21 protein-coding genes and 1 pseudogene are annotated in these 19,770 nt (G+C 71.4%); 10 read left to right on the forward strand and 12 right to left on the reverse strand.

The genetic code is table 11. From position 1 onward, the window contains the following. Positions 1–77 precede the first annotated feature (77 nt). Positions 78–1,007, reverse strand: coding sequence for an endonuclease/exonuclease/phosphatase family protein (locus IO39_RS00485; protein ID WP_052422284.1), 930 nt, complete (start codon positions 1,005–1,007; stop codon positions 78–80). A gap of 178 nt (positions 1,008–1,185) precedes the next feature. Continuing rightward, positions 1,186–1,551 (reverse strand): hypothetical protein, encoded by a 366-nt coding sequence (locus IO39_RS52100; RefSeq protein ID WP_052422285.1) that lies wholly within the window; start codon positions 1,549–1,551, stop codon positions 1,186–1,188. Positions 1,552–1,732: 181 nt separating this feature from the next. Between IO39_RS52100 and IO39_RS00495 the strand changes: the two genes are divergently transcribed. Then, a complete protein-coding gene (locus IO39_RS00495; protein ID WP_439331463.1) occupies positions 1,733–2,212 on the forward strand; it encodes a GntR family transcriptional regulator in 480 nt (159 codons plus the stop codon). On the opposite strand, the gene IO39_RS00500 is transcribed toward IO39_RS00495, so the two are convergent. Further along, the gene (locus tag IO39_RS00500; RefSeq protein WP_043614065.1) at positions 2,154–3,056 is read right to left on the reverse strand and encodes an AraC family transcriptional regulator; all 903 of its coding nucleotides are present in this window, start codon (positions 3,054–3,056) and stop codon (positions 2,154–2,156) included. The two genes, IO39_RS00495 and IO39_RS00500, sit on opposite strands and share 59 nt — an antisense overlap. 78 nt (positions 3,057–3,134) lie before the next feature. On the opposite strand from IO39_RS00500, the gene IO39_RS00505 reads away from it, so the two are divergent. Next, entirely contained in the window at positions 3,135–3,971 is an 837-nt protein-coding gene (locus IO39_RS00505) for an alpha/beta fold hydrolase (RefSeq protein ID WP_052422327.1), read from the forward strand. Between the two features lie 482 nt (positions 3,972–4,453). On the opposite strand, the gene IO39_RS53995 is transcribed toward IO39_RS00505, so the two are convergent. Continuing rightward, entirely contained in the window at positions 4,454–4,651 is a 198-nt protein-coding gene (locus tag IO39_RS53995; RefSeq protein WP_157547753.1) for a hypothetical protein, read from the reverse strand. Positions 4,652–5,269: 618 nt separating this feature from the next. On the opposite strand from IO39_RS53995, the gene IO39_RS00510 reads away from it, so the two are divergent. Next, positions 5,270–5,449 carry a hypothetical protein gene (locus IO39_RS00510; RefSeq protein ID WP_043614066.1) on the forward strand — a complete coding sequence of 60 codons (180 nt, stop codon included), beginning with the start codon at positions 5,270–5,272 and terminating at the stop codon, positions 5,447–5,449. Here IO39_RS00510 and IO39_RS52105 read toward each other — a convergent pair. The 5 genes from IO39_RS52105 to IO39_RS00535 all read right to left on the reverse strand — a co-directional run bounded on the left by IO39_RS52105 (position 5,442) and on the right by IO39_RS00535 (position 9,369). Continuing rightward, positions 5,442–6,188 carry a DUF4352 domain-containing protein gene (locus IO39_RS52105; RefSeq protein ID WP_052422286.1) on the reverse strand — a complete coding sequence of 249 codons (747 nt, stop codon included), beginning with the start codon at positions 6,186–6,188 and terminating at the stop codon, positions 5,442–5,444. The two genes, IO39_RS00510 and IO39_RS52105, sit on opposite strands and share 8 nt — an antisense overlap. Before the next feature lie 614 nt (positions 6,189–6,802). Next, positions 6,803–7,987, reverse strand: a complete 1,185-nt coding sequence (locus tag IO39_RS00520; protein ID WP_052422287.1) for a methyltransferase domain-containing protein — start codon at positions 7,985–7,987, stop codon at positions 6,803–6,805. Between the two features lie 13 nt (positions 7,988–8,000). Next, positions 8,001–8,861 (reverse strand): radical SAM protein, encoded by an 861-nt coding sequence (locus tag IO39_RS00525; protein ID WP_043614069.1) that lies wholly within the window; start codon positions 8,859–8,861, stop codon positions 8,001–8,003. Continuing rightward, positions 8,858–9,193 carry a hypothetical protein gene (locus tag IO39_RS00530; protein WP_157547755.1) on the reverse strand — a complete coding sequence of 112 codons (336 nt, stop codon included), beginning with the start codon at positions 9,191–9,193 and terminating at the stop codon, positions 8,858–8,860. Before IO39_RS00530 ends, IO39_RS00525 begins: the two co-directional genes overlap by 4 nt. Then, positions 9,190–9,369: a hypothetical protein gene (locus IO39_RS00535; protein ID WP_043614073.1), complete on the reverse strand. Its 180-nt coding sequence runs from the start codon at positions 9,367–9,369 to the stop codon at positions 9,190–9,192. The genes IO39_RS00530 and IO39_RS00535 overlap by 4 nt, the downstream gene beginning before the upstream one ends. A 334-nt stretch (positions 9,370–9,703) precedes the next feature. Between IO39_RS00535 and IO39_RS59580 the strand changes: the two are divergent. Beyond that, positions 9,704–9,880, forward strand: a pseudogene (locus tag IO39_RS59580) (helix-turn-helix domain-containing protein); the annotation flags it as partial. A gap of 99 nt (positions 9,881–9,979) precedes the next feature. Then, positions 9,980–11,002, forward strand: a complete 1,023-nt coding sequence (locus IO39_RS00540) for a hypothetical protein (protein ID WP_245641744.1) — start codon at positions 9,980–9,982, stop codon at positions 11,000–11,002. A 312-nt stretch (positions 11,003–11,314) separates the two neighbouring features. Here IO39_RS00540 and IO39_RS00545 read toward each other — a convergent pair whose 3' ends face one another. After that, the gene (locus IO39_RS00545; RefSeq protein ID WP_052422288.1) at positions 11,315–12,586 is read right to left on the reverse strand and encodes a class I SAM-dependent RNA methyltransferase; all 1,272 of its coding nucleotides are present in this window, start codon (positions 12,584–12,586) and stop codon (positions 11,315–11,317) included. A gap of 46 nt (positions 12,587–12,632) precedes the next feature. On the opposite strand from IO39_RS00545, the gene IO39_RS00550 reads away from it, so the two are divergent. Then, complete coding sequence (locus tag IO39_RS00550) at positions 12,633–14,264, forward strand: alpha/beta hydrolase (protein WP_043614088.1); 1,632 nt, start codon at positions 12,633–12,635, stop codon at positions 14,262–14,264. 16 nt (positions 14,265–14,280) lie between these two features. Here the strand turns inward: IO39_RS00550 and IO39_RS00555 are convergent, their stop codons facing one another. Then, the gene (locus IO39_RS00555; protein WP_043614089.1) at positions 14,281–16,329 is read right to left on the reverse strand and encodes an APC family permease; all 2,049 of its coding nucleotides are present in this window, start codon (positions 16,327–16,329) and stop codon (positions 14,281–14,283) included. Between the two features lie 102 nt (positions 16,330–16,431). Between IO39_RS00555 and IO39_RS00560 the strand changes: the two genes are divergently transcribed. The 4 genes from IO39_RS00560 (at position 16,432) to IO39_RS00575 (ending at position 19,367) form a co-directional block, all read left to right on the forward strand. Beyond that, positions 16,432–17,094 carry a potassium channel family protein gene (locus tag IO39_RS00560; RefSeq protein WP_043614091.1) on the forward strand — a complete coding sequence of 221 codons (663 nt, stop codon included), beginning with the start codon at positions 16,432–16,434 and terminating at the stop codon, positions 17,092–17,094. Between the two features lie 2 nt (positions 17,095–17,096). Further along, on the forward strand, positions 17,097–17,756 hold the full coding sequence (locus IO39_RS00565) for a potassium channel family protein (protein WP_043614092.1): 660 nt from the start codon (positions 17,097–17,099) through the stop codon (positions 17,754–17,756). Positions 17,757–17,904: 148 nt separating this feature from the next. Then, positions 17,905–18,648, forward strand: a complete 744-nt coding sequence (locus IO39_RS00570) for an SAM-dependent methyltransferase (RefSeq protein WP_043614096.1) — start codon at positions 17,905–17,907, stop codon at positions 18,646–18,648. Between the two features lie 29 nt (positions 18,649–18,677). Then, on the forward strand, positions 18,678–19,367 hold the full coding sequence (locus IO39_RS00575; protein ID WP_245641745.1) for a GNAT family N-acetyltransferase: 690 nt from the start codon (positions 18,678–18,680) through the stop codon (positions 19,365–19,367). 133 nt (positions 19,368–19,500) lie between these two features. On the opposite strand, the gene IO39_RS00580 is transcribed toward IO39_RS00575, so the two are convergent. Continuing rightward, entirely contained in the window at positions 19,501–19,722 is a 222-nt protein-coding gene (locus IO39_RS00580) for a hypothetical protein (RefSeq protein WP_043614099.1), read from the reverse strand. Between the last annotated feature and the right edge of the window lie 48 nt (positions 19,723–19,770).

The raw sequence follows: 19,770 nt of genomic DNA on the forward strand, positions 1-19,770 counted from the left end.
TCATGCCGACCCGACTCGGCTCACCAGGGAACCACTGACACACCGTCTTTTGCCCTGCCCCTCTGGAACCTTCCCGTTCAGAATGCGATGCCGGCCGCGACCGGGAGGTGGTCGCTGGGGGTGGCGGGGAGGGTCCAGGTGGTGACGGGGGTCGCGGTGCGGGTCAGGACGTGGTCGATCCTGGCGACGGGGAAGGACGCGGGCCAGCTGAAGCCGAACCCCTCCTCCGCCGGGGTCATCCGGGAGGTGAGCGGGGCCAGGCCGCGGTCGTCGAGGGCGCCGTTGAGGTCGCCCAGGAGGATCACCCGGTCCAGCGTCTCCGCCGCGAGGGCCGCGCCCAGGGCGGCGGCGCTCTCGTCCCGCCGGGCGGTGTCGTAGCCCTCCGGCAGGCGGAGGCGGACCGAGGGCAGGTGGGCGACGTACACGGCCACGTCGCCGTACGGGGTGCGCGCGGTGGACCGCATCCCCCGGTTCCAGTCCGCGTCGACCCCCGCGGGCCTGATGTGCACCGGCCGGGAGTCCACGAGGGGGTGGCGCGACCAGAGCCCGACGCTGCCCACGACCGCGTGGTGGGGGTGACCGGCCCCGAGCACGGCCCGGTAGACGGGCAGGGCCTCGGGCGTCAGCTCCTCCAGCGCGACGAGATCCGCCCCGGCCGCGGCAAGGGCGCGCGCGGTCCCCTCGGGGTCGGGGTTCGCGTCGTCGACGTTGTGCTGCAGCACGGTCAGGTCGTACGCCGCCTCCCCTTCGGCGGGCAGCAGCCGCCCGCCGAAGAGAACGCCCCAGGCCACGACGGGCCCCACCAGGGACACCAGCGCCGGGACCGAACGCCGCAGCAGGGCCACGACCATCAGCACGGGCACGGCCAGGCCGGCCCAGGGCAGGAAGGTCTCCAGCAGGCTGCCGAGATTGCCCACGGCGTTCGGCACGACCCCGGGAAAGACCAGCAGCACCGCCACCACCACGGCGCCCACCGCCGGCCCCCTCCCCCGACGCCAGACCGCCACCCCGCCCCACCTCCGACGCCAGACCGCCGCCCCATCCCTCCCCCGACGCCAGTCCGCCGCGCCGCCCCTCCCCCGACGCCATAAGCGGACGCGACCGGCACGCCCGTCCTCGGGACGCAGCTCTCGATCCGCAACGCTCATACGCCGACCGTACGTTGACGCGCTCCGTCCGCGCGCGCTACCGCGCGTCTCCTTCGAGGAGGTCGCGCCACAGGGCCGTCACCAGGGCGGTGCGCAGCCACGGGCTCTCGGTGACCCGCTCGCCCTGAGCGGTCCGCTCCGTACGGCGGATGTGCGCCCGCCCACCGGCGGCGCACAACTCGTAGATGGTCGGCGTGCACTCACAAGTGTGATCCCGGACCCGGACACTGCTGCTCCGCCCCACCGACTTGTACCAGTCGATCCTCCTGTGCCCCTCCCGCGGACTCTTCGGGTGCGGGAAGAAGTTGTCGGTGCAGGGGACGGGTCCGCGGCTCTCGTCCTCCTGCCGGGGGCGGTCGTTGTCGTCCGCTTCGCCGGGGGTGGTGCCCTTCCGGTTCGTCACGTGATCTCCTTCCGTCTCGCGCCACGGGCGCGCAGGTGAGAGGCGTCCTGATGGCGAAGATACAGGAAGACGTCATATCTAGTCCAGGGGTTGCTATAGCTGGTCTAGAGGAATTGCGTGCTGGTCGAGTGGGACGTAGTGTATCGATAGGGGACCAGATAGCACATCTATCATGCTCCACGTGCTCAATCGCGAGGACCCCGTGCCGCTCTACCAGCAGGCCGCAGCCGAGATCAGGCGTCGCATCGAGAGCGGTCTGATCAAGCCCGGGCACGCCGTGCCCAGCGAGCAGGAGATCGAGTACGAGTTCGAGGTCTCCCGCATCACCGCCGCCAAGGCGCTCCGCCTCCTGCGGGAAGAGGGCCTGGTCTATCTGGTGCAGGGCCGGGGCACCTTCGTCGGCCCGGAGGACGTGCCGCGCGTGTCCAAGACCGACAGCCCGTACGAACGGATCGCCGCCGAGATCGTGGAGCGGATCAAGGCCGGCGAGCTGCGGCCGCGCTTCCCGATCCCGAGCGAGCGGACCCTGCGGCAGCAGTACGGCGTCGCCAAGGGCACCGTCCGCCGCGCGGTCGCGCTGCTGCGCGAGCAGGGCTGGGTGTTCACGGTCGAGAAGCGCGGCAGCTACGTGGCCCAGCCGGAGAACTGGCCGGAGACCTGAGGGCGGCGTCGCGGTCGGGCCAGGCGAGGTCGTCGACCGCCAGGAAGCGTTCCCCGGCCACGGCCGCCGGGGTCACCCCGGTGAACGCCATGACGTCGCGGTGCAGGTGGGACTGGTCGGCGTACCCGGCGTCGGCCGCGACCCCGGCCGCGCTCTCCCCCGCCACCAGCCGATGGGCGGCGTGGTCGAAGCGGACCAGCCGCACGGCGTGCTTGGGACGCAGGCCGAGCTGCGCGCGGAACCGGGACCACAGGCGCTTGCGGCTCCACCCGAGCTCCGCCGCCAGCCGCTCGACCCGCACCGCGCCCCGGCCGCCGACGATGCGCTCCCAGGCCCAGGCCACCTCCGGGTCCACCGGCGATCGCTCCGCCTCGCGGCAGCGGCGGGCGAGCAGGGAGTCCGTCAGCGCGAAGCGCTCCTGCCAGGACGTGACCTCGCCCAGCCGCTCCCGGATCCGCGCCGCCTCCCGGCCCCACACGTCGTCCAGGCCCGCCACGGCGCCGTCCAGCTCGGCGGGAGAGACGCCCAGCACCGCGCGGGCGATCACCGGGGACAGCCGGACCTGGAGGCACTCGACGTTCTCGCCGCGCGCCCAGACGGCGCCGCCGGCCCCGACCCCGGGCCCGGCCACGGCGCTTCCCCCCTGCTGCCGCCCGGCCGCGTGATCCAGCACGTACGAGCCGGCGCCGACGTCGAGGAACAGCGTCACAGCGGGATGCGGCACCATGCGCAGCGCGTCCAGGTCGCGGACGTGAAAGCCCGCCATGCCGACCCCGGCCACCCGGCCGGGCCGCTCCGGCCGCACGACCCCCCACACAGCCGCACCATGCACGAACGTCCGCACGCCCTCATGCTAGGCGAGCCGCCCGGAAGGGAACATTTGTCCAATCCTCCGGCGGGCGCCGTGGGCGACATTGGCCTCATGACCACTTTCGACGACCGGCAGCGCCTGAAGGCCGAGGACACCATCCTCGCCCTGGACGACGGCGACATCCACGTGCGCCAGGACGGTCCCCGCGACGCCCCCGCGCTCCTGCTCATCCACGGCTCGGCGGCCTCTGCCCGCTCCTGGGACCTGCTGGTCCCGCTGCTGACCGGAGCCCATCGCGTCATCAGGATCGACCTGCTCGGCCACGGCCGGTCCGCCAAGCCGGACGACCGCGGCTACGCCACCCCCGACCAGGCCCGCCGGGCCGGCGCCGCCCTGGACCTGCTCGGCGTCCGGCGCGCCGTCGTCGCCGGCCACTCCAGCGGCGGCGTGGTCGCCACCGCCCTGGCCGAGGAGCGCCCGGACCTGGTGGCCGCGCTCGCGCTGATCAACACCGGCCCGAGCCTGGACGCCTTCATCGCGCCGCCGTCCGCCGGCATCGACCCCGCCCACTGGCCCCCGACGGACGAGCAGCTCCGCGCGTTCGCGAGCACCGGGTTCAGCCGCCCGGGCTTCGAGATCCCGGGCGAGCTGCTGGACGAGGTGCGCGTCATGACGTTCCACACCCTGACCGCCACGATGCGGGGCACCACCGACTATCTGGGGCAGCGGGCGCTCCCGGAACGGCTGGCGGGGCTCGGCAGGCCGCTCCTGGTGATCTTCGGGGCGGACGATCGCCGCTGGCGCTCGTCCGCCGCCGCCGGCTATCGCGCGGTGCCGGGCGCGCGGGTCGAGCTGCTCCCGGGGGTCGGGCACACGCCGATCCTGGAGGACCCGGCGCGCACCGCCGCCCTCCTCCTCCCCTTCACCACGGCCCACACGGCGGCCTGACGGCCCCGGCCTACTCCTTGGTGAGCCGGGCCACGAACACCCACGCATCCGTCGCCCGGCCCTCCAGGAGCGGAGCTAGGAGGTCGAGCACGTGGCGGGGGAACAGGCACCTCCCGCCGCGAGCTCGACGTCGTCGGGTACTCCTTCCCATTCCCGTGCTGAGTCAGCGACCCTCGGATCAGGATCCGCCCGCGCAGCCAGTCGACCGGGTTGCCCGTCTCGTCCTTCCGGTCACCACTGGCCACCGCGGCAGCCTCGCCCCAGCGCAGGCCCGTGTAGCACGTCAGCTCGACCGTCGCCGCGTGCCCGGCCGGGAGCCGCCACACGATCTCATTGACCTGGTCGCGCGTGAGAGCGGCGGATCACGTGCCGGTCCACCTTCTGCTGCTCCGTCGTCCCGGACCCCACGTCTGCACGTCGATGCGGCCGATCTCGCCGAGCGGCCACTCCCCCAGTACGGCAGGAGCCGTAGCTGAGCGTCGTCACCGCGCCGGGTCTCCTCCTCCCCGCGCCCGGGCCGGCCACCACCGCTTATACCACGCGCCCACCGTGATCCGGCCGGACCGGGGATCGATGCGGCGGCCCTTGGCGATGTCGGCCTCTTGCTGGATCGCCCATTTCTGCACGATCGACTTGAGCTTGTTCGTGTGCGTGATGCGCTTCCCGGAGGGCAGATGCACGCTGGCCTGCCACCGCCCGGACGGTAACTTGCGGTAGGACGCCGTCAGTCCCCCGGGCGAGGACCCGGAGCAGCGTGGCCTCCAGCTCGGCGGCCATGTTCATCGTGATGAGGTCCTCAGGAACGAAGATGGTGAGCCCGGCAGCGCTCCAGGTGAACGAGGGCTCGCCGCTCGCTGTCTCATCGGATGCGTGACCCACGTCGGCAGCCACATATCCGCGAGGAACCGCGTCGGCCGCCCAGCCGAGGGCGTCTATGTGGGTGTCGTGCGTGGCCGAGCGGCGCGTGCCATCAGGCATGCGGACGGTCGCCTGCCAGCGGCCGGTACGGGTTTGCGGATGGATCCCACAGTGGAGCTGCCTGCCTCCAAGGCGCTCACCACGCGCGACGGCCGCGCCGTCCTTCTCACGGGGATGTACGAGAGCCTGTACGCGCCCACCGCGCCACCTACCCGGCCGATGGCCGATACGAGGTGCGCGGCACTCCCGGCCAACGCGTGTCCTGGCTCGTCAAGGTGATCAAAAGGGCGTGCCGTCGCTCATGGTGGAACCCTGCCGTGACGAGATCAACGTGTACGGGAACGGTCCGTACCGCTACTACGACATGAAGGAGCACCAGCATGGATGAGCACGGTGTCCAGGTCCCATTCGCACTCCTGATCGCCGCCGTCGAAGAGCAGCGCGACACCGCACTCACCCAGGCCGCCCAGATGCGGGCTCTGGCACGCCACCTGCAAGCCGAGAACGAGCGGCTCACCGCCGAGTTGGAGAAGCTCCGCGCCGACACCAGCGTCAGCTGAGCGTCCATTCCCCCTTCTGATCAGCGAACCCGCTGTTCAACCCAAACTGCAGCTTCGCCAGTTTCGCCGACTCGGGCACCTCGAACACGAGCACTCCCTTACGAGAGTCGCCCTTATTGATCGTCGCGCCACCCGCGAACGGCTGCCCCTCCTGCACAGTGTGGTATGTCGTCCGGAACTGCTGACCCTCACCATCGATCAGCAACGCCCCATTCGTCGGGGAATCGTCGTACACCGCGTCACCGACGTTGGCCAGCGTCACCTCGACCGCGACGAGCCGGTTACCGGTCTTCGGCTTCGAGAACTGATCACCCGTCGCCGGATCGATCACCCGCGCGACGGTCACCTGCATCTTCAGTCCCGGGTCCATCCCCTCCAAGGTGATCGCCCCGCCGACCGTGGCAGCCGACGGCTGCTCCTGCTTCGGCTGCTCCTGCACCTTCGTCGGCGCGCTCGACGGTAAGACCCGATCCCGTTGCGCGTCGGCCTCGGTCACGATCGTTTCCCGCCCCGGGTTGGCCACGACCAGCACCACGGCGGCGCACCCGCCGAGCAGCAGGAGCGGGATGCCGATCGCGAGAGCGAGGATCAGGCCGGTGTTGCTGCGCTTCGGCGGCGGCGGGGTGGGCGGCTGGTACCCGTACCCGGGATGCGGGCCGCTGCTGTGGCCGTGGCCGTAGGGCTGGGGTGGGGGCTGCTGGCCGTACGGCTCGTGCGGCTGCTGGGGCGGGTAACCCATGGTGCGACTCCAGGTAAGGGACGAGGGCCCTGATGGGACGTTCCAAACATGCGCCTGGTTGACAAAGATCGCGTGTCCGGATCCGAACACCCAAGACGAGGAGCACATACTCGCCGAGCTGTATGGGCCCGGCCGACGCCGACGGCGTCCTGCCGCGCGGGGATCGGACGTACACAGTGCGAGAAGAGCCAGTCTGAGCGGTCGCGACGGCGGTGATGCAGGAGCAGGACCGGATCGAAGCGCACCTTGACGAGGTGAACGAGAACGCTCGTGTCCGCAGTGCTGGGCCTGCTGCTGCGGGCCAACGTCTCGCCGACGGCCACGCCCAGGCCGGCCTACCACCCGGGGGTGCACTCCGGCCGGGACTGACCGCACAACGACGTGGCCTCCGTTCTCCCCCTCGTGGGAGAACGGAGGCCGCTTTCGTGCTGCCCGCAGTCAGGCTGGCGGCGGGCAGCGGCCCCGGGCCGCCTGGGTCAGCCCGACCGGTGGTGTCTCGCCCTCGGCACCATCAGCCGGACCCGCTCGGTCGGCGTCATCACCTGCCACACATCGGCCAAAACCGGGTCGTCGCGGTGCTCGCCGTCCTGATCATTCGCAGTGCGTTGCCGGCCTCAGCTCGGCGCATCCAACCAGATCGTCTGCTCGTGAGGAGTCACCGTCAGCCCGAACCGATCCCGGCCCGGATGACCAGCACGAACCCACGCAAAATAGGCCGCCTGCACCTCATCCCACAGATCCCGATCCCCGCCCTCCACCACCTCGAACTCCGCGCCCGCGCCCGACTCACACACCGCCCACGCGTCCCCGGCCAGATCCCGCAGGTGCACCCTGCAGCCCCAGCCGTCGGCGAGACGCTCCTGACTCGACGCGATCGCGATGGTCGGCACCAGCGCGGCCAGCATGAGCACAGCACCGTCGTACCGGCCCAGCAGATCGTCCAGCGTCCGCGGATCGAATCGGGTCGAACCGGCCCGGCCGTCGCCGCCGCCCGGCCGGGCGCCCTGCTGGCGGCGCTGAGACCGCAGCATCATGTACCCGGCCCGCCCGTGGAACCGCCCGATCGCGGTCCCGTCGTCGAGCACCGTCAACGCGAGTTGCAGGCCGCCCTGCTCCGCCGTCGGAGCCGGCATGTACGGCAGGACGATCCGGCCGCCCGGCCTGGTCTGCTCGATCCACGCGTACGGCACCTCTCGCACCCCGCACGTGACGTGGACACGGTCGTACGGCGCCAGCTCGTGCATGCCCTCGGCGCCGTCGCCGGTGATCAGCGTCGGCGCGAACCCGGCCCGCCGGACGTTCTCGGAGGCGAGATCGGCCAGCTCGGGGTCCACCTCCACCGACACCACCTGGCGGGAGCTGAGCCGCCACGCCAGCATGGCCGCAGTCCAGCCGGTGCCGGTGCCGATCTCCAGCACCCGGTGATGGTCACGCACGTCGAGCAGGTCGAGGAAGGCCAGCGCGATCCCGGGCGCCGACAGGGAGCAGGTCGGCGTGCCTGTGGGGTCATCGGGAGCGGTCGCGCCGTCGTCCCGCTGCGTGATGATCGAGCAGTCGGTGTAGCACGCCCGCCACCAGTCCGTCGCGTTGGCCTTGCGGTCGATCGGCCGCGACGATTCGCCCGGCTGGTAGGCCGCGGCGTACGCCCGGGAGGGTACGAACACATGCCGGGGCACCTCGTGCAGGCCGGTCGCCCAGGCCGCACTGGCCCAGTCGCTCCGGTCGATCACGCCCTGGGCGGCGAGGTACTCCACGAGCGGGCCGACCCGGTCGCGGAACCTGACATCTTGCCAGCTCACAACAGCCTCCCTCTCAGCCGTCATCCTCGACGCCCGGGTCACAGCCCGGCGTACAGGACGGCTCGCACGGGTTGCACTGGCCGTCGTTGTCCGGCCCGCACATCCGGATGGGTCTGACGGTAGCCGCGATCTGTTCGGCGTGCGGGCGCATCGCGGCCAGCGCCGCCGGGAGGCCGGCCTGCCGGACGTCCACGCCGGAGGTCATCCACCGCGACAGCGGGCACGGTGTCACCGTCCCGCCGGGCAGCACCGCGGCCGACTTGCGCCCGCAGTTGCCGCACAGCTCGCTGATGTCACACGCGCGGCCTCGGCTTGGCCGGCCGAGGACGCGTAGCCGGTCGGTGCCGATCTTTTCGACGCCGAGGTGGTGCAGAAGCGTCTTGGCCTCGTCGATGCGCTGGCCGGGGTTGACGTGAACCATGCCGACGCGGAGGGGGATGTTGAGGGCCAGGGCCCGGGTGATGTTTTCGAGGGTGCGGGCCAGGGTGGGGCGGCCGGTGATCTGCCGGTGCTGGACGGGGTCGTCCGTGTAGAAGCTGGTGGCAAGCTGGACGCCGGGCTGGGCGAAGGTCTCCCACAGAGCCCGAGTGACGTGGACGAGATTGGAGTACACCTCCACGCGCACGTCGCGGTCGAGCGCGTGGGCGATGAGCCCGGGCAGGCCGGGGTGGAGGGTGGGCTCACCACCGATGAACTGCACGAGGCGCGTGCCGAGGGCGGCGGCCTGGTCGATGACGCTGATCCAGTCGCTGTAGTCCATGCTGCCGTGGGTGCCGGAGGGGCCGCTGTCGGCGTAGCACTGGACGCAGTCGAGCTGGCATTTCCCGGTGAGTTCGAGCCAGAGGAATCCCAGCTCAGGTGATGTGGTGGTCATGCTGCTCCCTTCGTGGGCTGGTGGGCGGCGCAGGGCGGGCCTGCGCAGGACGGGGAGTCGGGTAAGCGTGCGAGGCGGCGCACGACCGGGAGGATGGGAGCGGCCCACCAGATCGTCGCGGCAGCGGCGACCATCAGAAGCGGGCCGGCGGCCCCGAACACGTACCGCCACTCCCGCTCTCGCCGCCAGTTCTCCATGCGCAGGCACCGGCACGCCTTGCACAGCTCGCTGTGGTCGAACGCGGCGAGCCTGCCCAGGGCCACTGCCGTCGGGCGGATACTCACCAGCCAGAGCGGCGCCCACACCAAGCCGATCCACTGCAGCATCGTCACGATGCGGCCCTATTGCGGTGCCACTGCCGGTGCTGGGCGCCGAGGGCGAGCCACGCCTCCACGGCCGTGCTGTAGTCGCTCCGGCCGGTCTCCACCAGGCGGCCCGTCTTGTCCCAGCGGGTCACGAAGTACTGGGGAATCTCGGAGCAGAGCTGGTATTCGTCGCAGCAGCTCACCTCAATGACGCGGCGCCGCCGGCCAGCGTTCGGGGCATGTGGTTTCCAGATGTGCATCGTGACCGCCGAGTCGGCCGGGCCCGCGAGCTGGCGAGGGTCGGCCAGTGCTGGGGCAGCTTCAGGTGGGGTCATTCCTGATCACTTCCGTCTGTTATGCGAATAGCGACTCAGCAAGAAACTGCCCTCGAATCCGAGGACGTTTTCGCGGTTCACCAGTAGCGTGGCCAGCAGAGGGAAGCCAGGTCCAGATAGAGCGGACTGACACATCCGTCCCGACTTTTCCAGACCACAGGAAAAGACAGGAAAAAAAGATCAAGGGTGATGCGGAGGCCGGATGAGCGAAGAGGCGTTCGGGCAGCTCCTACGCAGATTGCGCGGCAATAGACCCCTTGAAGCAGTGGCACACGCAGCAGACATATCCGCCAGCTACCTATGGAAGCTAGAAAACGGGAAGAGAAACGCGACTCATACAGTAGTAGAGCGGCTCGAAGTCGCCACACATGCGCAAGGTGCGCTTATTGAGGCTTATGAGAGAATCGAGACCAAACCCGCACCGAATGCGGCCTTTGCTCCCTCTATCGCCGAAATAAGGCCCGTGCGTACTCTGGACATGAACGACGCATTCGGGGAGGACGCCACGGAACGCCGACGCCTTCTGCAAATCGCTGCCGGAGTCGGATCACTAGGACCGACCGAAGCTCTCCGGCAACTCATCGACCTCGCCATCCCCACCGCCAGGTCCATCGAGGACTGGGAACTCACGTGCGCCGACCACCTCCACGCCATCCGGCACAGGCCACCGGCCCAGGTGGCGGCGGACGTCAACATCGACCTCGGCGCCGTCCTGCACCAGCTCCAGCAGACCACCGCCCAGCTCGGCGCCGACCATGCCCAGTCGCGCGGCCTGTACCGTGCGCTGGCGGCCCTGAGCACGCTGCACGCCAACGTGCTCACCCGGCTCGGCGACCACGGCGCGGCGATCCGCTGGTGGCGCACCGCCCGGCACGCCGCCGATGCCTCCGGCGACCTGTACCTACAGCTCGGTGTGCGATCCACGGAGGCGGGGCATGGGATGAGTGGCCAGCGCGACCCCGCGACGGTGTTGAGGATGCTGGACAGCGCCCAGCCGCTCGCCGCACGCGCACCGGGCTCGTACGGGGCCGCGCTGATCGACTACACCCGCTCCAAGGCCCTGGCCATGGTTGGCCGCCACGACGAGGCCCAGTTCACTCTGGAGCGCGTCAGCGAGCAGCTCGCCACCGGGAGCCTGCCGGTCGGGATCATGCCCGACTACTGGCGGGCCGGCCAACTGCCGTATGCCCGCGTGTGGGTCTACAGCGCGGCCGGCGACGAGGACCGAGCCGTTGAGGCGCGGGAGCAGGTGATCGCGGGCAATCCTGACTACCAGTATCCCGTGATCGCGCGTCTACTGACGGCGCAGTGCACGGTGGTGTCGGGTGGCGTGGACGCTGGCCTTCGAGAGGCTGCGGAGGTGCTGGACGATCTGCCGGTCATGCATCGTACGACGATGGTGGCGCATGCTGGGCGGATGGTGGTGGGGGCGGTGCCAGTGGAGCAGCGTGAGCGGCCAGCCGTTGGAGACCTCAAGGCGATGCTGGCGATCGAGCGGTAGCCGCCCGGCCGCAAGATCACCGAGAGCGCGATCGAGGACGAGTCCAAGATCAGAAAAGTGACCGTGCGCGAGGTCATGAAGGGCCTGCGGGATGAAGGCCGGGCCTACACCCGGCCGAACCTCGGCAGCTTCGTCGGCCAGCCACCCGATGATGAGTAAGGGGCCCAGCGCACGGCGCCCCGCCACCGGCGTGGCGGCGGGGCGCGTTCATGATCGTGCGCCGCTCATGCGTCATGATCTTGAGAAGTCTGGAGAGGCGCTGAGAGACCAGGATTCACGTTCTGTTGTCTAGCTGCTGGTCAGAGCCACACATCACTCCCTGACCAGCAGTCCCACACACTCCACGTGGTGGGTCATCGGGAAGGCGTCGAAGGCGCGCAGGTCGGACAGGACGTAGCCGTGCTCGCGGAGCCAGGCCAGGTCGCGGGCCAGGGTGGCCGGGTCGCAGGAGACGTACACGATCCTGAGGGCGTCGAGGGAGGCGACGCGTTCGACGACCTCGCGCCCCAGCCCGGCACGGGGCGGGTCGACCACCACGATGTCGGCGCGCTCGATCTGGAAGCGGTCGAGGGCCTCCTCCACGCGGCCCCGCTCCACCCGGGCCTGCGGCAGGTCGCGCAGGTTGGCGCGGGCGTCGCGGACTGCGGCGGCCTCGGACTCCAGGCCGAACACCGCGCCCTCGGGCCCGACCGCCTCCGCCAGCCCGGCGGCGAACAGGCCCACCCCGCAGTAGAGGTCGAGCGCCCACTCGCCGGGCTCCGGCGCGGCGTAGGCGAGCACCGCGTCCAGCAGCGTCTCCGCCGCGCCGGGGTGCACCTGCCAGAAGCCGCTCCCGGCCACCCGGAACTCCCGGTCGCCCACCTGCTCGTGCAGCACGCCCGAGCCGCGGCGCGGCACGGTGCGGCCCTTGCCCTGGTCGAGCAGGATCGAGGCGGGCGCCTCCAGGTCGGGCACGGTGACGCTGCGCCGCGCCCGGGGCGCGACCACGACGGCGCGCTCGCCGCCCGAGGAGGCGATGACCTCGACGCCGGCCGCTCCCGGCCACAGCCGCTCCTCCACGCCGGCCGCCTCCACCTCGGGGTGGGCGATCAGGCAGGCGTCCACGACCTCGATGTCGTGGGAACGGTGCCGGCGGAAGCCCAGCTCGCCGGAGGGCAGCGCGGCGAACTGCACCCGCGTGCGCCAGCCGAGCCCGTCCTTGGCCCCGGGCACCTCCTCGACCACGACCTCGCGTTCGATGCCCGCCAGCCGGCGCAGCTGCTCGGCCACGACCTGGGCCTTGAGCCGCCGCTGCGCCTCCAGGGTGGCGTGCTGCCAGTCGCAGCCGCCGCAGCGCCCCGGCCCGGCGTACGGGCAGGGCGGCACGACCCGGTCGGGCGAGGGCTCCAGGATCTCGACGGCGTCCGCCCGCAGGAAACGGGAGGTCTCCTCGGTGACGTCGGCGATCACCCGCTCACCCGGCAAGGCGTGCCGTACGAACACCACGCGCCCTTCATGGCGCGCCACACACCAGCCGCCATGGGCGACCGGACCTACCGTCAGCTCGAGAGATGCCTGTTCCACACTCGACACCTTAGTGCCCATGCCCGGATGACCACTTATCGGACTTGATCCATTACTGTAGGTGGTCATGGACAGGGTGGTGCGGCGGCGGCTCGGCTTCGGCGGGACGCTGCTGGCCACGCTGTTCGCCTGCGCCTCGCTGACGCCGTCGCTGCTGCCGCGCACCTGGCTCTACCAGGGCGTGATGGGCGCGGTCACGGGCATCATGGGCTACGCGGTGGGGGCGGCGTTCGGCGCGCTGGGGCGCGGGCTGATCCCCTACCGGCTGCCCGAGCGGGGGCGGCGGATCGCCTGGCGGGTGATGCTGGCCGGCTGCGCCGGGCTGGTGGCGGTGACGCTGTGGTACAGCCACGACTGGCAGCGCGACCTGCGGGCGCTCATGGGCATGGACGCGCGGATCACCTGGTTCCCGCCGGTGATCCTGGCCGTGACGGTCGTCCTGTTCACGGCGGCGCTGCTGGTCTGCCGGCTCGTCCGCCTGGCCGGCCGCAAGCTCATCGCCTGGTTCGACCGGTTCGTCCCCCCGTACGTGGGCCACGCCGCGGGCGTGCTGATCGTCGGGTTCCTGGTCGCGGTGTTCGCCAACGACGTGCTGTTCGGCGCGTTCGTGGCCAGGGTGAGCGACGTGTCGTCCGTCGCCAACGAGGGCACCCATCCGGGCGTGCGGCGGCCGACGTCGGCGAACGTGTCGGGCGGGCCTGGCTCGCTGGTGAGCTGGGAGTCGCTGGGCAGGGAGGGCCGCCGCTTCACCGGCACCGCCGCCACTCCGGCCGGTCTGGCCGCATTCTCCGGCAGGCCGGCCGCCGAGCCCATCCGGGTCTACATCGGCCTCGACAGCACCACCTCGCCGCGGGCCCAGGCGGAGCTGGCGGTGCGCGAGCTGGAGCGCACCGGCGCGTTCGCCCGGCCGGTGCTGGCCGTGCTCGGCACCACGGGCACGGGCTGGGTCGATCCGCGCATCGCCGACACCCTGGAGTACATGTACAACGGCCGTTCGGCGATGGTGGCGCTGCAGTACTCGTACCTGCCGAGCTGGGTGTCGTTCCTGGTCGACCGGGACAGGGCGGCGGCCGCGGGGCGGGCGTTGTTCGAGGCGGTGCGCGAGCGGTGGGCCCGGCTGCCGGCCGGGTCGCGGCCGCGGTTGCTGCTGTCGGGGGAGAGCCTGGGGTCGTACGAGCTGGAGGAGTCCTTCCGCGACCTGGACGACCTGGTCTCCCGGGCCGACGGCGCGGTCTTCGTCGGCCCGCCGAACGCCAACCGCATCTGGCACCGCCTGACCACCGGCCGCGAGCGCGGCAGCCCCGTGTGGCGGCCCGTCTACCGGTCGGGCAGGACGGCCAGGTTCGCCCAGCGGCCCGGCGACCTGCGCAGGCCGCCCGAGCCGTGGCCGCGACCGCGCGTGGTCTACCTGCAGAACGCCTCCGACCCGGTCGTGTGGTGGTCGCCGCAGCTCATCTACCGCAGGCCGCCGTGGCTGGAGGGCGCGCGCGGGCCCGGCGTTAACCCGGAGATGAACTGGTTCCCGCTGGTGACGTTCTGGCAGGTGCTGGTGGACATGACGGCCGCGCTGGACGTCCCGCCCGGCCACGGCCACCGGTACGGCGCCAACATCGTCGACGGCTGGGCCGCCGTCGCCGCGCCGCCCGGCTGGACCCCGCGCGACACCTGGCGGCTGCGCAGGCTGATCAGCGGGCTCTGACCCCGGCGCGCCCGGATCAGCGGGTCTTGACCGGGCCCTCGTCGTCCTTGACCGTCTGGTGCCACGGGCGGCGCACCGACCCCGGCGCGAACGGCTCCGGCCTGCCCTGCAACCGGTCGGACGAATGGAGCTGCCACGGCACGCTGGTCACCATGACCCCGGGCTTGAACAGCAGCCGCGCCTTCAGCCGCAGCGCGCTCTGGTTGTGCAGCAGGTGCTCCCACCAGTGGCCGACCACGTACTCGGGGATGAAGACGGTCACCACGTCGCGCGGCGAGCGCCGGCGCAGCGTCTTGACGTAGTCGAGGATGGGCTGGGTGATCTCGCGGTAGGGGGAGTCGAGCATCTTCAGCGGCACCTCGATGCCGCGCCGCTCCCACTCCTCCTGCAGCTTGCGCGCCTCCTCGCCCTCGACCCCGACGGTGATGGCCTCCAGGGTGGAGGGGCGCGTCGCGCGCGCGTACGCCAGCGCCCGCATGGTCGGCTTGTGGATCTTGGAGACCAGCACGATGGCGTGGTTGCGGGCGGGCAGCATGGCCGGCTCGTAGTCCTCGGTGATCTCCAGCTCGGCCGCCACCTTGTCGTAGTGGCGCCTGATGCCCTTCATCATGAGGAACAGGACCGGCATCGCGATCACCACGATCCAGGCCCCGACCATGAACTTCGTCACCAGCACCACGATCAGCACCAGCCCCGTCATCACCCCGCCGAAGAAGTTGATCACGCGGGAGCGGTGCATCTGGTGGCGGACCCGGGGATCGGTCTCGGTCTTCAGGTGGCGGGTCCAGTGGATGACCATGCCGGTCTGGCTGAGGGTGAAGGAGACGAAGACGCCGACGATGTACAGGTTCAGCAGGCGGCTCACGTCGGCCTGGAACCCCCACAGCAGCAGGCAGGCGCCCAGCGCCAGGATGATGATGCCGTTGGAGAAGGCCAGCCGGTCGCCCCGGGTGTGGAGCTGGCGCGGCAGGTAACGGTCCTGCGCCAGGATCGAGCCGAGCACGGGGAAGCCGTTGAAGGCCGTGTTGGCCGCCAGGAAGAGGATCAGCGCCGTCACCGCCGAGATCATGATGAACGGCAGCGACCCGCCCCCGAACACCGCGTCGGCCACCTGCGAGATGATCGGCTGCTGGTGGTAGCCGGGGCCGACGGGCGTGCCGTCGGGGCGCAGCAGGTCCTCGGCGACCACGGACGGCTCGGCCACCTTCACCCCGGAGGCCAGGCCGAGCGCGATGATGCCGCTGAACATGGTGATCGCGACGAGGCCCATCATCAGCAGCGTGGTGGCGGCGTTCTTGCTCTTGGGCTTCCTGAAGGCGGGCACGCCGTTGCTGATGGCCTCGACCCCGGTCAGGGCCGCGCAGCCGGAGGAGAACGCGCGCAGCACCAGGAAGGCGGCGGCGAAGGCGGTGAGGTTGGTCTGCTCGGCCACGATCGAGAAGTGCGCGCTCGGGGCCTCGATCCGCTCGCCCAGCACGAGCAGCCGGAAGCCGCCCCAGGCGATCAGGAGGAGGACGGAGATCATGAACGCGTACGTGGGGATGGCGAAGGCGGCGCCGGACTCGCGGATGCCGCGCAGGTTGACCACGGTGAGCAGGACGACGATGGCGATGGCGACGGCGGGCTTGTGCTCGGCCACGAACGGGATCGTGGCGCCGACGTAGTCGACGCCGTTGGCGACGGACACCGCGACGGTCAGCACGTAGTCGACCATGAGGGCGCTGGCCACGGTGAGCCCGGCGTTCTTGCCGAGGTTGGTGTTGGCCACCTCGTAGTCGCCGCCGCCGCTGGGATAGGCGTGCACGTTCTGCCGGTAGGAGGCCACCACCGTGAGCATCACGACCACGACGGCGGCGGCCACCCAGGGGCTGAAAGAGTAGAAGGAGACCCCCGCCAAGGAAAGGATGACGAGAATCTCCTGGGGCGCGTACGCGACGGAGGACAGAGCGTCGCTCGCGAAGACCGGCAGTGCGATCCGTTTAGGGAGGAGTTGCTCGTGGAGCTGCCCGCTACGCAGGGCGCGCCCCACGAGCAAGCGTTTGACAAGATCCGTTACCTTCGCCACGTAACGAGATGCTAGCCCCACACCCAGCCGCTAAACGCGGGACGCCCCCATAGGTCCATACTGGTGTCGAGCAACCGGCCGACCGCGAACATGCGGGGGGAAATGCATATAGTGATCATGGGGTGTGGCCGGGTCGGATCGACCCTCGCGCACATCCTCGAAGACAGCGGCCATTCCGTCGCCATCATCGACCGCGACCCGCAGGCGTTCCGCCGGCTGCGCGCGGGGTTCCGGGGGCGCAGGGTGACCGGCGTCGGTTTCGATCGCGACGTGCTGACCGAGGCCGGGGTCGAGTCGGCCGCCGCGTTCGTGGCGGTGTCCAGCGGCGACAACTCCAACATCATCTCCGCCCGGGTGGCGCGCGAGACGTTCGGCGTCGACAACGTGGTGGCCCGCATCTACGACCCCCGCAGGGCCGAGGTCTACCAGCGGCTGGGCATCCCCACGGTGGCCACCGTGCGCTGGACCGCCGACCAGATCATGCGCCGCATCCTGCCCGAGGGCGCCGAGCCGCTCTGGCGCGACCCGACGGGCACCGTCGTCCTGGCCGAGGTGACCGTGCACGCCGCCTGGATCGGCACCCGCGTCAAAGACCTCGAAAGCCGCGCCCGGGCGCGCGCCGCCTTCATCAACCGCATGGGCGAGGCCGTGACCATCACCGACGACACCGTGGTGCAGGAGGGCGACGTCCTGCACGTCATCGCGGCCGAGAACGACATGGACCGGATCAACAAGGTGCTCGCCGCGGCACCGGAAGAGGACTAGTGATGCGCGTCGCCATCGCCGGAGCGGGCGCCGTGGGCCGCTCCATCGCGGCCGAGCTGCTGGAGAACGGGCACGAGGTCCTGCTCATCGACAACGACCCCCGCGCCATCAAGATCGACAGCGTGCCCCGCGCCGAATGGCTCCTCGCCGACGCCTGCGAGATCGCCTCCCTCGACGAGGCCGGTCTCAACAACTGCCACGTCGTCGTCGCCTCCTCCGGCGACGACAAGGTCAACCTCGTGGTCTCCCTGCTGGCCAAGACCGAATACGGCGTGCCGCGCGTGGTGGCCCGCATCAACCATCCCAACAACGAGTGGCTGTTCAACGAGTCGTGGGGCGTCGACGTCGCCGTCTCCACCCCGCGCCTGCTGTCCGCCCTGGTGGAGGAGGCGGTCAGCGTCGGCGACCTGGTGCGGCTGATGACGTTCCGGCAGGGCCAGGCCAACCTGGTGGAGCTCACGCTGGCGGAGGACGCGCCGGTGGTGGGCCAGCGGGCCGGCTCGGTGCCGTGGCCGGTGGACTCGGCGCTGGTGGCCATCCTGCGCGAGGGCAGGGTCCTGGTCCCGACGTCCGACGACCCGCTGGAGGCGGGCGACGAGCTGCTGTTCGTGGCGAACCAGGAGGTGGAGCAGGAGCTGGCCCACCTCCTGTCCCAGCACTGACCTCCGCACACGGCCGGGCCCGGCCGGCGAACCGGGCCCGCGACGTGTGGCGTTCCGAGGACCGCGCCCCGCGGCCACCACGCCCGGTGATGCCCGCGGCATGAATATCGTTTGCCGCCGTAACCGGGCATGGGGCATATTTCGCCGGATGGAACGATCCCTGATCAGCCACCTCGCCCACGCGGACCACCCCGTCGCCGCGCCCATCAGCGAGGCCGGCCTGGAGCGCCTGCTGCTCCGCGCGAAGCTGCCCGCGCGGGCCCGCATCCTGGATCTCGGCTGCGGGGAGGCGGCGTGGCTCACCAGGGCGCTGGCGCTCTATCCCGACGCGACGGCCGACGGGGTGGACATCTCCGGCACGGCCCTGGCCACGGCCGCGTCGGAGGCGGAGCGCCGCGACGTGTCCGACCGCCTCCGCCTGCACCACGCGTCCGCCGCCGGCTTCTCCACCGCCGAGCCGTACGATCTGGTGCTGTGCGTGGGGGCCACGCACGCCTTCGGCGGCCTCGCGCCGACCCTGGCCGCCGTCCGCGGCCACCTGCGCCCGTCCTCCGGGCTCGCCCTGGTCGGGGAGGGCTTCTGGGAGCGTACGCCGCCGGCGGAGCTCCTCACCGCGCTGGGGGCCGAGCCCGACGAGTACGCCGACCTGGCCGGCACGGTCGCCCGCGCGGAGAGCGCCGGGTACGCCACCGTCCACGGCCACACCAGCACCCTGGAGGAGTGGGACGAGTACGAGTGGTCCTGGACCGGCACCCTGACCCGCTGGGCCCTCGACCACCCCGGCCCGGACGGCGAGGCCGCGCTGGCCGCCGCGCGCGAGCACCGGGACCTGTGGCTCACGGGCTACCGAGGCGTGCTGGGATTCGTCACGCTGCTGCTGCGGCAGGGCTGACCGACACCGTGGAACAGACGAGGACCAACGTGCCCGATCACGACAGGCGAAAGCCCGACGAGCCGTCCACCCGAACCGGCGAGCCGTCCACCCAAGCCGACGAGCCGTCCACCCGAACCGGCGAGCCGTCCACCCAAGCCGGCGAGCCGTCCACCCAAGCCGGCGAGCCGTCCACCCAAGCCGGCGAGCCGTCCACCCAAGCCGACGTGCCGTCCACCCGAACCGGCGAGCCGTCCATGACCACGATCGGGACGCCTCGGCTCGACCTCGTCCCGCTCCGGGTGGAGCACGCCGAGGAGATGGCGGCCGTGCTCGCCGCCCCCGAGCTGCACGCGTTCACCGGCGGCGCTCCCCTCGGCCCCGAGGAGCTGCGCGCCCGCTACGAACGCCTGGTCGCCGGCCCGCCCGGCTGGCGCAACTGGGTGATCCGGCTGCGCGCGGAGGACCGGCTGGTGGGCTACGTGCAGGCCACGATCGAGGGCCGTACCGCCGAGATCGCCTGGGTGATCGGACTGCCCTGGCAGGGCCGGCGCCTGGCCTCCGAAGCGGCCGGCGCCCTGGCCGGCCTGCTGGAGACGCAGGCCATCGACACGATCGTCGCGCACATCCACCCTGACCACGCGGCCTCGGCCGCCGTCGCCCGATCGGCCGGACTGAGGCCCACCGGCCAGTGGCACGACGGCGAACTCCGCTGGGAACGAACTCTCGGGGACCGCTGACATCCACCCGCCCCACGGACTCGCCCTGGCCGGGACGCGCGGCAGCGCCACGCCGCGCCCGGCTCTTCCGTCCCGCAGGGCAGCGGAAAGCCCCTCGCGGCGCGCCCCGCGAGGGGTCTCTACGATGAGGGGGTCACTTCATCAGGTGCGAGAGGCTCTCGTCGTCCCAGGGGTGGCAGCCCCGGTCGGAGAGGAACAGCACCATCGGCGCCTGCATCCTGATCAGCTTGGTGCCGTCCGTCCCGCACACCCCGAACACCGGGCCGTTGTAGTCGTCGTCGGCGATGGCGGGCGTCGCGGCCAGGAGCAGGGCGGCGGCGGTCATGGTGATGGCGGCGATGGCGCATTTGTACATGGTGGTCCCCCGATATGGTGTGAGGTGATCGTTCGCCAGCCTTCGTAC

This window comes from Nonomuraea candida (assembly GCF_000725485.1).
Lineage (GTDB): Bacteria > Actinomycetota > Actinomycetes > Streptosporangiales > Streptosporangiaceae > Nonomuraea > Nonomuraea candida.

What these genes read in the sequence shown, in the direction of transcription:
- IO39_RS00545 (WP_052422288.1), bottom strand. Translation starts at nt 12,586, where the DNA reads ATGGGCACTAAGGTGTCGAGTGTGGAACAGGCATCTCTCGAGCTGACG.
- IO39_RS00565 (WP_043614092.1), top strand. Translation starts at nt 17,097, where the DNA reads ATGCGCGTCGCCATCGCCGGAGCGGGCGCCGTGGGCCGCTCCATCGCG.
- IO39_RS00560 (WP_043614091.1), top strand. Translation starts at nt 16,432, where the DNA reads ATGCATATAGTGATCATGGGGTGTGGCCGGGTCGGATCGACCCTCGCG.
- IO39_RS00505 (WP_052422327.1), top strand. Translation starts at nt 3,135, where the DNA reads ATGACCACTTTCGACGACCGGCAGCGCCTGAAGGCCGAGGACACCATC.
- IO39_RS00525 (WP_043614069.1), bottom strand. Translation starts at nt 8,861, where the DNA reads ATGACCACCACATCACCTGAGCTGGGATTCCTCTGGCTCGAACTCACC.
- IO39_RS00550 (WP_043614088.1), top strand. Translation starts at nt 12,633, where the DNA reads ATGGACAGGGTGGTGCGGCGGCGGCTCGGCTTCGGCGGGACGCTGCTG.
- IO39_RS00540 (WP_245641744.1), top strand. Translation starts at nt 9,980, where the DNA reads ATGAACGACGCATTCGGGGAGGACGCCACGGAACGCCGACGCCTTCTG.
- IO39_RS00570 (WP_043614096.1), top strand. Translation starts at nt 17,905, where the DNA reads ATGGAACGATCCCTGATCAGCCACCTCGCCCACGCGGACCACCCCGTC.
- IO39_RS00580 (WP_043614099.1), bottom strand. Translation starts at nt 19,722, where the DNA reads ATGTACAAATGCGCCATCGCCGCCATCACCATGACCGCCGCCGCCCTG.
- IO39_RS00510 (WP_043614066.1), top strand. Translation starts at nt 5,270, where the DNA reads ATGGATGAGCACGGTGTCCAGGTCCCATTCGCACTCCTGATCGCCGCC.
- IO39_RS52105 (WP_052422286.1), bottom strand. Translation starts at nt 6,188, where the DNA reads ATGGGTTACCCGCCCCAGCAGCCGCACGAGCCGTACGGCCAGCAGCCC.